The organism is Staphylococcus sp. EG-SA-2 (genome assembly GCF_017152085.1).
Map to the genome: position 1 here is coordinate 1 of NZ_JACYHC010000708.1, position 13,682 is coordinate 13,682.

The 13,682-nt window shown below is 32.4% G+C and carries 13 protein-coding genes; 1 reads left to right on the forward strand and 12 read right to left on the reverse strand.

All coding sequences use genetic code 11. From position 1 onward, the window contains the following. The 8 genes from IDG60_RS12915 to IDG60_RS12950 form a co-directional block, all read right to left on the reverse strand. Positions 1 to 912 (reverse strand): hypothetical protein (locus IDG60_RS12915; RefSeq protein WP_206160766.1); only part of this gene is annotated, 912 nt, incomplete at its 3' end. 73 nt (positions 913 to 985) lie between these two features. Beyond that, the gene (locus IDG60_RS12920; RefSeq protein WP_000383814.1) at positions 986 to 1,477 is read right to left on the reverse strand and encodes a DUF948 domain-containing protein; all 492 of its coding nucleotides are present in this window, start codon (positions 1,475 to 1,477) and stop codon (positions 986 to 988) included. 73 nt (positions 1,478 to 1,550) lie between these two features. Further along, positions 1,551 to 2,864 carry a UDP-N-acetylmuramate--L-alanine ligase gene (gene murC, locus IDG60_RS12925; RefSeq protein ID WP_000150169.1) on the reverse strand — a complete coding sequence of 438 codons (1,314 nt, stop codon included), beginning with the start codon at positions 2,862 to 2,864 and terminating at the stop codon, positions 1,551 to 1,553. Between the two features lie 23 nt (positions 2,865 to 2,887). After that, on the reverse strand, positions 2,888 to 6,712 hold the full coding sequence (locus IDG60_RS12930; RefSeq protein WP_000118314.1) for a DNA translocase FtsK: 3,825 nt from the start codon (positions 6,710 to 6,712) through the stop codon (positions 2,888 to 2,890). Between the two features lie 20 nt (positions 6,713 to 6,732). Further along, a complete protein-coding gene (gene ytpR, locus IDG60_RS12935; RefSeq protein WP_001048368.1) occupies positions 6,733 to 7,329 on the reverse strand; it encodes a YtpR family tRNA-binding protein in 597 nt (198 codons plus the stop codon). A 28-nt stretch (positions 7,330 to 7,357) separates the two neighbouring features. Beyond that, positions 7,358 to 8,215: a DUF1444 domain-containing protein gene (locus IDG60_RS12940; RefSeq protein WP_001091387.1), complete on the reverse strand. Its 858-nt coding sequence runs from the start codon at positions 8,213 to 8,215 to the stop codon at positions 7,358 to 7,360. A 99-nt stretch (positions 8,216 to 8,314) separates the two neighbouring features. Then, positions 8,315 to 8,626, reverse strand: a complete 312-nt coding sequence (locus IDG60_RS12945) for a thioredoxin family protein (protein WP_000811163.1) — start codon at positions 8,624 to 8,626, stop codon at positions 8,315 to 8,317. Between the two features lie 64 nt (positions 8,627 to 8,690). Further along, complete coding sequence (locus tag IDG60_RS12950) at positions 8,691 to 9,767, reverse strand: M42 family metallopeptidase (protein ID WP_001024576.1); 1,077 nt, start codon at positions 9,765 to 9,767, stop codon at positions 8,691 to 8,693. Positions 9,768 to 9,853: 86 nt separating this feature from the next. On the opposite strand from IDG60_RS12950, the gene IDG60_RS12955 reads away from it, so the two are divergent. Continuing rightward, positions 9,854 to 10,165: a PepSY domain-containing protein gene (locus IDG60_RS12955; protein ID WP_000163829.1), complete on the forward strand. Its 312-nt coding sequence runs from the start codon at positions 9,854 to 9,856 to the stop codon at positions 10,163 to 10,165. A 124-nt stretch (positions 10,166 to 10,289) separates the two neighbouring features. Here IDG60_RS12955 and IDG60_RS12960 read toward each other — a convergent pair whose 3' ends face one another. The 4 genes from IDG60_RS12960 to IDG60_RS22355 all read right to left on the reverse strand — a co-directional run. Further along, complete coding sequence (locus tag IDG60_RS12960; protein WP_000689582.1) at positions 10,290 to 11,132, reverse strand: YtnP family quorum-quenching lactonase; 843 nt, start codon at positions 11,130 to 11,132, stop codon at positions 10,290 to 10,292. A 470-nt stretch (positions 11,133 to 11,602) separates the two neighbouring features. Continuing rightward, a complete protein-coding gene (gene trmB / locus IDG60_RS12965; protein WP_001266162.1) occupies positions 11,603 to 12,247 on the reverse strand; it encodes a tRNA (guanosine(46)-N7)-methyltransferase TrmB in 645 nt (214 codons plus the stop codon). Between the two features lie 14 nt (positions 12,248 to 12,261). Then, positions 12,262 to 13,053, reverse strand: coding sequence for a phosphotransferase family protein (locus IDG60_RS12970; RefSeq protein WP_000434765.1), 792 nt, complete (start codon positions 13,051 to 13,053; stop codon positions 12,262 to 12,264). 549 nt (positions 13,054 to 13,602) lie between these two features. Beyond that, positions 13,603 to 13,682, reverse strand: an 80-nt coding sequence (locus IDG60_RS22355; RefSeq protein ID WP_241013372.1) for a hypothetical protein, incomplete at its 5' end; no start/stop codon positions are given.

The window sequence follows — 13,682 nt, forward strand, 5'->3', positions numbered from 1 at the left end:
CAAGTCATTTTTAGCAACTGGTTTTTCTGCAAATAACGCTTCAGTTAATTGACTCTCTTTTGAACCTGGTGTTAATTTAGCTTGCTTCTGTTTTGCAGCGTTTGCTAATCTTTCAGCTTGTGACTCTGGTTTTGATACTTCTACCTTTGCTGCACTTGCATCTTTAGTTGATGTGTCACTGTCTTTCTCTGCTTGTGCTTCTTTTTTAGCTTCTTGAACCTCTTGTGCCTCTTGTGATGTATCACTTAAATTATTTGCACTTGCTTCTTCTTTTATCGCTGCTTGTTGTGCTTTCAATGCCACTGCTTTTGGTTCTTCATTTGATACAGCTGCACTTTTATCTGTTTCTGCTTGTGCTTCTTTTTTAGCTTCTTGAATCTCTTGTGCCTCTTGTGACGTGTCACTTAAATTATTTGCACTTGCTTCTTCTTTTATTGCTGCTTGTTGTACTTTTAATGCCGATGCTTTTGACTCTTCATTTGATACAGCCACACTTTTATCCGCTTCTGCTTGTGCTTCTCTTTTAGCTTCTTGAATCTCTTGTGCTTCTTGTGATGTATCACTTAAATTATTTGCACTTGCTTCTTCTTTTATCGCTGCTTGTTGTGCCTTTAATGCCGCTTGCTCATTTTTAGATTTGTTTAAAAATCCTTCAACACGTTCTTTTGTATAGGCAACCGTTTCTTCAAGTTGCGTTTTTCTTTCTTCAAACTTTTGCGACAGTTCTTGTTCTTTGACTTTTAAATCATCTGCTTTTTGATAAACTTTATTTTTAAAATACAAACCTAAAGCTGAACCAACAAGCGCGCCAGTTATAAAACTAACAACAAAATCTTTACGGTTTGGTAGTGGTTCATTTTGATAAGTGTGTTTATTTTTTAATGTTCTTTTATCATTTTGTTGCTGCGTCATTTGTATATCCTCCTATAACAAATGCACTTAAATAAGTAACAATCTCATTTAAGTGCATTTGTTTAATTATTAATTATTTATCTACTCTAGAAGTATAGCTATGATTTGCATCAGTTGCTACATTATTAGCTTTGTAATTTGCACTTCCACGACGGTAGTGTCTATTTTGCCATTTGTCTGCAATTTCCATTGCAACATTTGACCATTGAACAACTTGTGAGATTTTATCTTCATTTTGAGAAATATTATGTGTAATTGAATTTGTTACACGATCTACAGAGCTGTTTAACGTTTGTACTGAGTCACCGATACCTTTAACAGCATCTACAACTGAGTTTAAACGATCTACTTTACCTTGGATATCCTCAGTTAAACGGTTTACTTTATGAAGTAAATCTGTTGTTTCACGAGTAATACCTTGAACTTGACCTTCTACACCGTCAAGTGTTTTTGCAACATAATCTAAGTTTTTCTTAACAGAATTTAATACAGCTACGATACCGATACATAAAATTAAGAATGCAATCGCAGCGATAATTCCAGCAATTGGTAAAATCCAATCCATTAAAAACGCCTCCTAATTAACATGTAATAATGTCATTAATAATAAATACCCATACTACTCTATTATAAACATATTAAAACGCATTTTTCATGCCTAATTTATCTAAATATGCATTTTGTAATTTTTGAATATCACCTGCACCCATAAATAAAACAACAGCATTATCAAATTGTTCTAATACATTAATAGAATCTTCATTAATTAACGATGCACCTTCAATTTTATCAATTAAATCTTGTATCGTTAATGCGCCAGTATTTTCTCTAATTGATCCAAAAATTTCACATAAGAATACACGATCTGCTTTACTTAAACTTTCTGCAAATTCATTTAAAAATGCTTGTGTTCTAGAGAAAGTGTGTGGTTGAAATACTGCAACAACTTCTTTATGTGGATATTTCTTTCGTGCTGTTTCAATTGTAGCACTAATTTCTCTTGGATGGTGTGCATAATCATCTACAATAACTTGATTTGCAATTGTAGTTTCATTGAAACGACGTTTAACACCACCAAACGTTTCTAATGCTTCTTTAATATTTGTAACATCTAGCTTCTCTAAATAACTAATCGCAATTACAGCTAATGCATTTAAAACTGTATGGTCACCATATTGTGGAGACAGGAAGTGATCATAAAACTCACCATCCACATACACATCAAAAGCAGTACCTTTATCCGTAATTTGAATATTTTGAGCATAAATGTCATCCGAATCTTTAAATCCATAATAATAAATTGGAACATCTGCTTCAATTTTACGTAGATGTTCATCATCACCCCAAGCAATAATACCTTTTTTAACATTATGTGCCATTTCTTGGAATGCATCAAAAACATCATTAATATCTTTAAAATAATCAGGATGATCGAAATCAATATTTGTCATAATTGCGTAATCAGGTTTATAACTTAAAAAGTGACGTCTATATTCACATGCCTCAAAAGCGAAATAATCACTTTCAGGCAATCCCATACCTGTGCCATCACCAATTAAAAATGAAGTCTTTTTATCACCATTCATAACATGTGATAATAAACCTGTTGTAGAAGTTTTACCATGTGCACCAGTTACAGCTACTGAAGTATATTGATCAATAATCTGTCCTAAAAAATCATTATAACTTACAACATCTAATTTCAATTGATGTGCACGTACTATTTCTTCATGGCTACTCGCGAATGCATTACCTTGTATAACTACCATATCTTCTTTTATGTTATTAGCATCAAATGGTAATATTTTTATCCCCTTATTTCTAAGAGCAACTTCTGTAAATACGTAGTTCTCAATATCCGATCCTTGAACTTCATGTCCTAAATCATGCATGATTTGTGCTAATGAACTCATGCCAGAACCTTTAATTCCGACAAAATGATAGTGTGTCATTATATAAAACTCCTTACTCATAATTATTCTTTATTTAAATCTGCTTCCGTAACATAAACATCCCTTGGTTTTGAACCATTAGCACTCGAAACATAACCGAGTTGCTCTAATTGATCGATAATTCTTGCTGCTCTATTATAGCCAATTTGGAAATGTCTTTGGATTAATGATGTTGAAATATGTCCTTCATTAACCATAAATGCACAAACATCATCAAATAATTCATCTTGTGATTGTGTTTGTGTTTTTTTCAACAATTCTTTTTCTTCAAATAGATAGTCCGGTTCTCTTTGTTGTTTGATAAAATCAACAACATCATCAATTTCGTCATCAGAAACAAATGTACCTTGAACTCTAATCGGTTTATTCATACCGCTACCAAGATATAACATATCGCCATATCCTAACAAGCGTTCTGCTCCACCACTGTCTAATATCGTTCTCGAATCTACACTTGATGATACCATAAATGCAATTCTTGTTGGTATGTTGGCTTTAATTAAACCTGTAATTACATTGACAGATGGTCTTTGCGTAGCTACTAACATATGAATACCACATGCTCTTGCTTTTTGAGCAATTCTAGCAATAGACTGCTCAACTTCTTGCGGAGCCATCATCATTAAATCAGCCAACTCATCAATTACAATGACAATTTTTGGCATTCTTTCATCATATGGTGCTTTTTTGTTAAATGCTGTTATATTACGTACATGGTAATGTGCAAATAACTTATAACGTCGTTCCATTTCTTCTACGGCCCATTTTAAACTCTGTGTAGCTGCTTTGACATCTGTAATTACCGGTGCAACTAAATGTGGCAAACCATTATAAGGAGCTAATTCAACCATTTTTGGATCGATAAGTAATAATCTTAATTCCTCAGGGTGATTTTTATATAGTAAAGACATCAAAATACTATTGATACAAACTGATTTCCCTGATCCAGTTGCACCTGCAATTAGTGCGTGTGGCGTTTTAGCAATATCCATAAGTAATGGTTCATTATTAATTCTATACCCCATCGCAACTGTTAATTTAGATTCAGCATTTTTAAAACTTGGAGATTCAATAATAGAACGTAAGTTGACTGTCGTTGGATTTTGGTTCGGAACTTCAATACCAACACGACTAGTTCCTGGAATAGGCGCTTCTATACGAATATCTTTCGCTGCCAATGCCATTTTAATGTCATCTTGTAATGCCGTAATTCTTGAAACTTTAACACCTTTTTCAACTGATAATTCAAATCTTGTAACACTTGGACCTTCAGTTACATCTTGTACTTCTGCAGGTACATTAAAGTAAAATAATGCGTCATTCAGTTCTTTCTTTTTATCTGTAATCCAGTCCTCGTCCGACTCAATAACTTGTGGTTCTTCTAGTAATGAAACACTTGGCAATTTAATATTTGGGCCTTTACGAATCATCGGCTTAGATGTTTGTACAGCTTGATTTGTTGCAACATCTTGTTGGTTCGTCCGAGGTCTATTTTCATTAGCTGTATCTTCATTTTGATTTGAAAATGAAGGCTGTAAATCTTTTTGTTGATCATCATTATCTTGTTGTCCACTAGTATTGTTTGGATGTGTTGTTTCTTCGCTTTCTTCAGTTATGTCGCTTACTTCTGAAACTGAAGACGAAGTTGATTGATCAACTTGCTCATTTTCCAATTGATTATCATCTTGGCTTTCTTCAAATATTTCCGTTTGAGTTGAATCAGCAGAAGGTTTCTGCTCTGAATATTGTTGTGCATTTTGATAATCATTTTCTGTTTCTGCATGACCAATAAGTTGATTGTTCTCAACATTGTTTGATGTCATATTATTTGTTTTATATGCATTTGTGTTTGACTCTTGTGAATCAGATCTTGATGATGGTGCGGCTTGACTCGCAGGCTTGCTTTCACTCACAGCTTGTTTACTTTGTACAGGCTTTAATTCAGGCACATTGACTTTTGAATGCTTTTTACGATCCATCATACGCTTTTTATCAGATGGCGTCATGACAACATTAAATGGTCTTTTACTTAAAGTTGAAACCTTTTCAGTCTGTTTCTTTGGATTTACGTTTTCAATAGTTTTCTCTTCGACATTTTGTTCACTTTCAGCTGCTTCGTTTTGCACATTTTCTGTAATTTCTGCGTTATGCTTTTCTATTTCATTCATGCTTGAATCTTCCACAACATGACCATCATTCACATCATTCGTTTTCAATGAGTTGACATTTAAGTTTGTTTGGTCATCTTTTTTATGACGCGGTGCTAATTCAATTTCATTATCAACCGTTTTATCGATATTATTAACTTGAGATTCAGTTACTGCGTGCTCTTGCGTTTTAGGAGCGTCTACATGCATTTCAGACGCGTTTCTATTGGTATTATCTTCGATATTTGAAGTAGTATCCTCATCTACTTCTGTATCATTTAATTCATAAAATTCTGCATCATCGATTTGACTTCCTGAATATTCTTCTTTATTCGTTGCTCCATCTTCTTCTGAATCAGCAATTAATCTGGATTGATTTTTTAGTTCATCTTTATCATTTACTTCAACGTTATGTTGTAGTGCTGATTGATGTTGAGACGTTACATTCGAAACCGTAACTTCATCATCTGACAATTGTTTTGTTGTCGATACTTGATTCAAACTAACTTCCTCATAATTGTATGGACTTTCATCTACATGAGTGTCATTAGTGTCTTCATTTTGTATTGACGCTTGTTTATTTTCATCATTTGATACAGTTTCATTCTCTATGCCATTTGTATGAAGCTGACTAGCATCTGTACTATTATCTGTTAAGTCACTATCATCATTTAATGAACTATCACCAACATAGCGTTCCGCTTGTTTAGCATACATTTCATCAATTGCACGTTGTATTGCATCTTGCTCTTCGTTTTTATGTTCTTCACGCTTTTGTTGCAACGCTTTTTTAAATCGACGCTTTTGAAGCACTTTACGTTCTCGTTCACGTCTAATTTCTTCAACAATTTGTGAAGCATAAATATTTTCAATTTTGATAGTATTATCAACTTTTGAATAATTAGGCATTGATTTTGTTGTTGATGATACATTTTCATCAGATGATTTAGATGCAGTTCCTTGTTTGACAACACTATCATTTTGTTTTTCTTGTTCTAATTGTTTATTTTGAGACGTTTGCGTCTTAGCTACATATTTATCATATTTTTGTTTATCTGACTCAACTTTTTCTGAAGGTTTACTTACAGGGATACGACCATTTTCTAACTTTTTAGGTTTCATTGTGCCAAAAATAGCTGACGGTACCTCTGAAGTCTTGAAACTTTCTTTGTGATAATCTGGAGTTGAATCTTTAGCACGATGATTTGTATTATTAGAATACATATTATGTGTTTTTGACTTGTGCGTTTCCTTCTCAATACCATTAATTGCAGAAACATATGTACCTGGCTTATTCGTATGGTAATGTGAATGATCTTTATATTTTATACTTTGCTGTGATATTTTAGAATTCCCACGTTGTTCACTATAATTTTGTTCTTCAGTTGTTTGATTTCTTCTACGGCGATGTCGTTTTTGTGAACGAGAATCGTGGCTTTGTTTGCGATAGTCTCGATGGTATTGTTCTTTTTCATCTGAAATAGTATCTGCAGATTGTTCAACATTTTCATTTTCATAAGCTACGCTCATAGGAAAACGGAATTTTCCCCTCGGACGACTATAAATATCATTATTTTGAGGCAGTAATGAGTCATGATCGTTATCTATATTTTGTGATTCTTGACGTCTTTTTTTCTTTCTATGAATCAAGTCATCATTTGAATCATTATCTTCGCCGAATAATTTATCAAACCAGCTCATATTTTCACTACCTTCCTTAATTATTCAAAAAATGCTTGTCCAATTTCATAGCTGTCATTTAATACCATAATACCTTTTTCTTCAGGTGCATTAGGTAAATTCAATTCTTTCATTGAACAAATCATACCGCTTGAGGCAACACCACGTAATTCAGCATCTTTAATTACCATACCGCTAGGCATCACTGCACCTACTTTAGCAACAACAACTTTCTGTCCAGCTTCAACGTTAGGCGCGCCACATACAATTTGTAATGTGTCATTTCCAACGTTTACATTTAGTACACTTAATTTATCTGCATCAGGATGTTTGTCTTTAGTTTCAACGTAGCCAACTACAAATTTCGGTGATAGATCAGCATTTAATTTATAATCAAAACCAGCTTCTGAAATACGCTTTTGGAATACATTTACAAGTTCATCAGTTAATTTAATATGACCTTTTTCTTCAATTGTTATATCTTTTGAAATTTCAAAAATATTATAACCTACAACATTACCTTCATTAGTAATTTCAACAACATTACCTTTTTTATTGTAGTTTAATTCACCTTCAACTGGTTCAATTTGTAAAAATGCGACATCTCCTACATATTTAGGATTGTAAAATAAATTCATTATGACAAAACTCCTTATCCAATTATTTCTATTTATCTTTATTAAATTTACGACGATTTGCTTCTAAACGCTGAATCACGTTTGGATCTCTTTTTTGTTTATTATTTTTACCTAAAATAAATATCGGTTCAAGATGACCCTGTTTATATCCAAAGGATAATGATGTAATTGGAACTAGACCTTTAGTGAAAAATTCCATTGTTAAATGTGCCATCACATCATATCCTGTTTTATTGCGTATATCTGCAATAATTAACACATCTTGGTGTGGCACTGCTACGAGCATTTCGCCTTGACATTGTGCCTCAATTTCATTTAAAAATGCAGTATTTAGTATCCTACTTGCATCATACCCGTCATTTGAGTTAATAAAATAAAAAATATTACCTTTTACTTCATCAGTCGTATATGAATTTGACAATTTTCTAACATTAAACAGAGACATTTCTCTTATTTGTTGTTCAGTTAACTTCAAATCCTCTAACATGCTTTCGTCAATTAGACGATATGATTTCCCTAAATCGACTGCATAATAAACTGCTGTTTCTGCAGTATGCTCATCATAGATAAAAGGAACACCTTGTTTAGTTTTTTTATCAAAGCTAGTCGCTCTAATGACAGGCATAATTTGACTAGATGATATACTCTCAAGGGTTTTATCTGCCATTTGTGCAATAGCTTCATCAACGTAATAAACAATTTCATCTACAATTTTTTCTTTTTTATCTTCATATTTTGCGACTATAGCGTTAAGTTTAATCGTGATACCTTTGTTATTATCTGTTCGATAAATACGCAAAGTTTCTTCTTCACGATTAAATTTAAAATCAACGTCTAAATGGCTTAAACGTTCCTTTAATTTATCTCTCATTTGAAAGGTATTCATATGTAACACTCCTAATTTCGCACCTTATAATAGTTTACAATAAATCAACACATAGTAACAGAGAAAAACGAGTATTACCCCGTTTTTCTCTAGTCTAAATTACACATATTGAGCTAAAAATGCATCTATCTGTTCAATTGATTTTCGTTCTTTTCCAATATAACTTCCAAGCAGTTCACCATTTTTATATACTAGAAAACTTGGAATCCCCATAATACCATTTTCAATACAAATATCCATAAATTTGTCACGGTCTACTGATACGAAGTCAAACATAGGATATCTCGCTTCTAATTCCGGTAAATCTGGTTCTATCACTCTACAATCTGGACACCAGCCTGCAGTGAATTCAAATACTGTAGCACCTTGTTTTAAAGATTCAAATTGTTGTTCTGATTCAAGTTGTTTCATTTTTATGTCTCCTTAATTAATGATTATATATAACTATTTAGAGATAATAGTTGTTATTACCCGATTATTTATATTGTAATGTTTCTATTTGATTATTATCTAAATTACAAATGGCTTCTGAAAGTAAAGATCTAGCTGCAAAATAGTCTCTTATATCAAATACTGAGTCTGTACTATGAATATATCGTGCACATACACCAATAACTGCAGTCGGAATACCAATATTAGCTTTATGAATTTCTCCACCATCTGTTCCACCTGGTGACATATAGTATTGATGTTCAATGTCATGTGCTTCTACTAACTTTAATAAATAATCTCTAAATACAGGCTTTAAAATCATTGTACCGTCTTTTATGCGAATTAACGTCCCTTTACCAAGTTCACCAGATAATGGTTGGTTTCCTTTAACGTCATTGGCAGGTGAACAATCGACTACAAATGCAACGTCTGGGTCTATCATCTCTGCAGATGCTTTCGCACCTCGTAATCCAACCTCTTCTTGAACATTTGCGCCAACATACAAGTCTACATCTAATTCTATATCTTTTAATAATTCTAGTATTTCAATTGCCAAGACACAACCATAACGATTATCCCATGCTTTAGCACTATATCGATGTTCAGATAACTGTGTGAATGGCGTGTGAGGTACAATTGTATCTCCTATATCTATTCCGCGCTCACGCACCTCATCTTCATTTTGAGCACCTATATCTAATGTTAAATCTTTAATTTCCGGTGCACCTTCACTACCAGTACGAAAATGTTTAGGTATATTAGAAACAACACCGATAATTTTATCGCCATTTCTATTTTTAATTACTAAGCGTTGTCCTTGCCAAATATCATTTGCAACACCACCTAAATTTGTGAATTGAATCATTCCATTTTTAGTGATATTTGTAATCATAAATCCGATTTCATCCATATGTGCTGCAATCATTACACGTTTTGCATTTGGATTTTTAGATTTTTTCACACCAAAAAATCCACCCATACGATTTTCAATAAATTCATCTACATACGGCGCCATTTGCTGAGTCATATAATTTTTTACTTCTTCTTCAAAACCTGGTGCCCCATGAAGCTCAGTTAAAGTTTGAATTCGTTGTAATGTTACTTTTTTATTTATGTTCATAAAAGTTCTCACTCCTTATAAGTTATTATATCATCTTCAATATGGTAAACTAATGATATGAATTTGAAATCAAGGGAGCATAAATGATGACTAAACTGAAATATATAATTCCAACAATAATTGCAGTAGCCATTGTAATTATTTCTACCATTTCAATCATCCAATATATTAATCGTAAACGCTATAATCCCGTTAAAGTACTTAATGAAGTAAAATCATATTTTATGAATGTCAAAGGCTCATATATCGTTTATGAACCATTCGTTCATCCTGAAACTGATAAATACCGTTTAGTTTATCAAGGTGGAATTACAACTATTAAAAATGGTCAAAATATTCATTATGATTTTTATGCAGATGCATATACTGGTGAAGTCATTAACATTGTAGAGCGTTAATACGAATTTTATCCATATTTGATTTGGATCGTAAAACTTAAAAATGAGCCACACCCTAATTAGTAAGATTGGATGTGGCTCATTTTTTTATTTTTGAAAATTTGTTTAGTAATACATCTTTATTTTAGTTATTATCAACTAATGTTTCACGTAAAATATATGCATCTATGTTTTCACCATCATCGCTGTATTTTACAGCAAAGTAGTTTTCATCATGATAAAACAAGAACCAATATTGTTGCTGAATAAAATATGGTATCATGCGTTCTTTTTCACGAATCGATTGCATAGGATAATCATCATATGCCGTTACCCATAGAGGATTTTTATGTGCAGTAGTTGGGAATATATCACCCATATGAACTGCTTTATCTCCTTGACTTTCAATCGTAATAATCGTGTGGCCAAAGCTATGACCTCCACTATGTTGCATCTTGATACCCGGAACCGGTTCAAAATGTTTTTCGAATAAAATCAACTTGTTACTATAATCGCCTTTATTCTTATCCCAGTAAGTTGATTTACTTCTTATATTAGGTGCAATAAACTCATGCCATTCATCTTGTTGCACAACATGAATCGCATTTTCAAAAATTGCATGTCCCGCTTGATCAGTCAAACCGGCAGCATGATCAAAATGCATATGTGTCATTAGCACATAATCAATATCCTTTGGCGTTAAATTATAATTTGCCAAATCAGCAATTATATGACTTTCTTCATCTACTCCAAAATTACGTAATTGCTTTTCAGATAATTTACCATTACCAATACCCGCATCTATAATCAAATTATATTGAGCCGTTTGAATCAAAATTGGATGTGTCGGTAAATTGATTTGATTTCGTTCATTTGCATTGTATTGCTTTGACCACAACGGCTTCGGAACAACACCAAACATTGCACCGCCATCCATTTTTGTATTGCCACCATTTAGATAATGAATAGATATATCCCCGATCTTCATAACATCACCTATTCTTTCTGTATTCGTTATTACAATTAGCATGTATTTATTACATCATATCACTATTCATAAATGCGAACAAAAACGAAACGCCCCACACTAATACACTTCTAACTACTTATAAAGATTAATGCAATCATATTATATGTAAATGCATCATAACCATCGGCCTGTAATTTTAAATTAATAATTAAAATTTACAAGTAAAATGCAAGCTTTATTCTTTTAAATCAAAGGTATTTAGTATAACATTGTTTATAGGCGCATTATCTCCTTTAGTTATTTGTTTAGTCACTTTTAATTATAGAGATAATTGCGCTTTTTTTATATTCAAAATCAAAAAATCGGACAGATGAAAAGTAAAATACTTTTTTCCATCAGTCCGATTTATTATAGAACCTTTATCTATAGAACCATTATAGTACGAAAAAACACTTATGATTGTATGTGTACATACCCTCATAAGTGTTTTATTTTTGTGAATGGAATTTCGCTTCCATACGATAAATACGTGACCCTTTATCCGAAAATTTCTTTTCATATTCTGTTAAAATATTACTGCCATCGTCTTCTTGATGTAAATTTAGATTTATTTTTGTAAAATACATTCCAAATTGAGACATACTTTCTAAACTGTAGGCAAATAGTCCTCTGTTATCAGTTTTAAAATGTAAATCTCCTTCATCATTTAAGATTTGTTGATACAACGCTAAAAACGTATGATACGTTAAACGTCGTTTTGCATGACGATTTTTTGGCCATGGATCTGAAAAGTTCAAATAAATACGCGAAACTTCGCCGTCTTTAAAATATTCATTTAATTCAATGGCGTCATTACAAATAATCTTTAAATTTGTTAAACCCATCTCTTTAACTTTATCCAATACTTTATAAACGATACTTTTCTCACGTTCCATTGAAATATAGTTAATATGAGGATTTTGAGCAGCTAATGTTGTAATAAACTGCCCCATACCCGAACCAATTTCAATGTGTATCGGTTGCGTTTTATCAAACCATTCAGTCATTTTCCCTGCATGTTGACCTTCCATGTCAACCAATTCAGGATGATCTTTTAAATAATCTTCAGCCCATGGTTTGTATCGAACTCTCATATTTTATTCTCCTCTTAAATAAACATGTTACTATTCATAACTTCATTTAGGAATTTAAGCCAAGTGTTCATATCCTTATATCTTTTTTGCTCTTCATACCATTGAACAAGACCTATAGATTGAATTACCGTATACCATTTCATACGTTTATTTAAATTCAAGCTCTCTTGAACACCATATGTTTCAAGCCATTCAGACCATTGTTGTTGTGGAACATAGTTGTAAAGCAGCATTCCGATATCAATTGCCGGGTCTGCAATCATTGCACCTTCCCAATCAACTAAAAATAGTTCATCTCGATCGGATAATAACCAATTATTATGATTCACATCACCATGTACAACAGTGAAAAAACGCGAATCTAAACTCGGTATATGCTCTTCTAAATAGGTTAATGATTTTCTCACAATATGATGTGTTAAAACTTCTCTTGATAAAGAGGCATTAATTTTATTAAGCATAATCTCAGGAGTAATAGGTTCCATTTCCATACGCTTTAACATACTTAATAAAGGTCTAGAATTGTGTATCTTCTTTAATAAATGTGCAACTCTTGTTTGCTTCATTTCGTTTGAAGATAGTTCACGGCCATTTTTCCAATGTTGTGCTGTAACAACCTCGCCTGTTTCTATGCGCTTCGTCCATACTAATTTGGGCACAATACCTTCTGCTGATAATGCCGCAATAAATGGATTTGAATTTCGTTTTAAAAACAACTTTTGTCCATCTTGTTCAGCCATATATGCTTCGCCAGATGCACCACCTGCAGAATCAAGTGTCCACCCTAATTGATAAAACTGCTCCAACTCGTCCACCTCACTTTCAATTAGAAAATGGCTCTAGAAATAGGTTTTTCAAGAGCCATATATTCTAATTTATAACACCATACTGGTACAAATATTATGTCCAGATAATTATTGTAAATCCTCAACCAATGCCTACATTACACGACTAATTTTAAATCGTAATGTCTGTCATTGACACCATACATTCTATAGTCACTTACTTGACATATAATGTTACCGTGTCTAAAACTACATGTTTTTGAATCTCTGTAGGCGATAAACTCTAGTTTTCAAAATAATTGCTATCCCATTTTCATGGTTAGCATAAATTTATGAACTGTAACATTTACGTACTTAGTAAAATATGATGCACATCATATTTGTAACTCATAGAAAATTTTATAATTTTTATCATTATATTTCAACTGAAAATGAGAAACAAAATGGCACTTTTTACTAATATGTGTTTTCTAAACAACACTTTTAAGCTTCGTTTTAAATTATAACATAATTCACTTACGAAAGTTGATAAATTTAAGTAATTTAATCTAAAAATATGATGAAAGAATTTTAAATACTGTGTGACTCTATATACTTTTCAAATCCTTCTTGTAGTTGACGTGTAATTGGGCCAACTTTACCATCATTAA

Coding starts and splice junctions, on each gene's coding strand:
- IDG60_RS12920 (WP_000383814.1), bottom strand. CDS start 1,477: ATGGATTGGATTTTACCAATTGCTGGAATTATCGCTGCGATTGCATTC.
- murC (WP_000150169.1), bottom strand. CDS start 2,864: ATGACACACTATCATTTTGTCGGAATTAAAGGTTCTGGCATGAGTTCA.
- IDG60_RS12930 (WP_000118314.1), bottom strand. CDS start 6,712: ATGAGCTGGTTTGATAAATTATTCGGCGAAGATAATGATTCAAATGAT.
- ytpR (WP_001048368.1), bottom strand. CDS start 7,329: ATGAATTTATTTTACAATCCTAAATATGTAGGAGATGTCGCATTTTTA.
- IDG60_RS12940 (WP_001091387.1), bottom strand. CDS start 8,215: ATGAATACCTTTCAAATGAGAGATAAATTAAAGGAACGTTTAAGCCAT.
- IDG60_RS12945 (WP_000811163.1), bottom strand. CDS start 8,626: ATGAAACAACTTGAATCAGAACAACAATTTGAATCTTTAAAACAAGGT.
- IDG60_RS12950 (WP_001024576.1), bottom strand. CDS start 9,767: ATGAACATAAATAAAAAAGTAACATTACAACGAATTCAAACTTTAACT.
- IDG60_RS12955 (WP_000163829.1), top strand. CDS start 9,854: ATGACTAAACTGAAATATATAATTCCAACAATAATTGCAGTAGCCATT.
- IDG60_RS12960 (WP_000689582.1), bottom strand. CDS start 11,132: ATGAAGATCGGGGATATATCTATTCATTATCTAAATGGTGGCAATACA.
- trmB (WP_001266162.1), bottom strand. CDS start 12,247: ATGAGAGTTCGATACAAACCATGGGCTGAAGATTATTTAAAAGATCAT.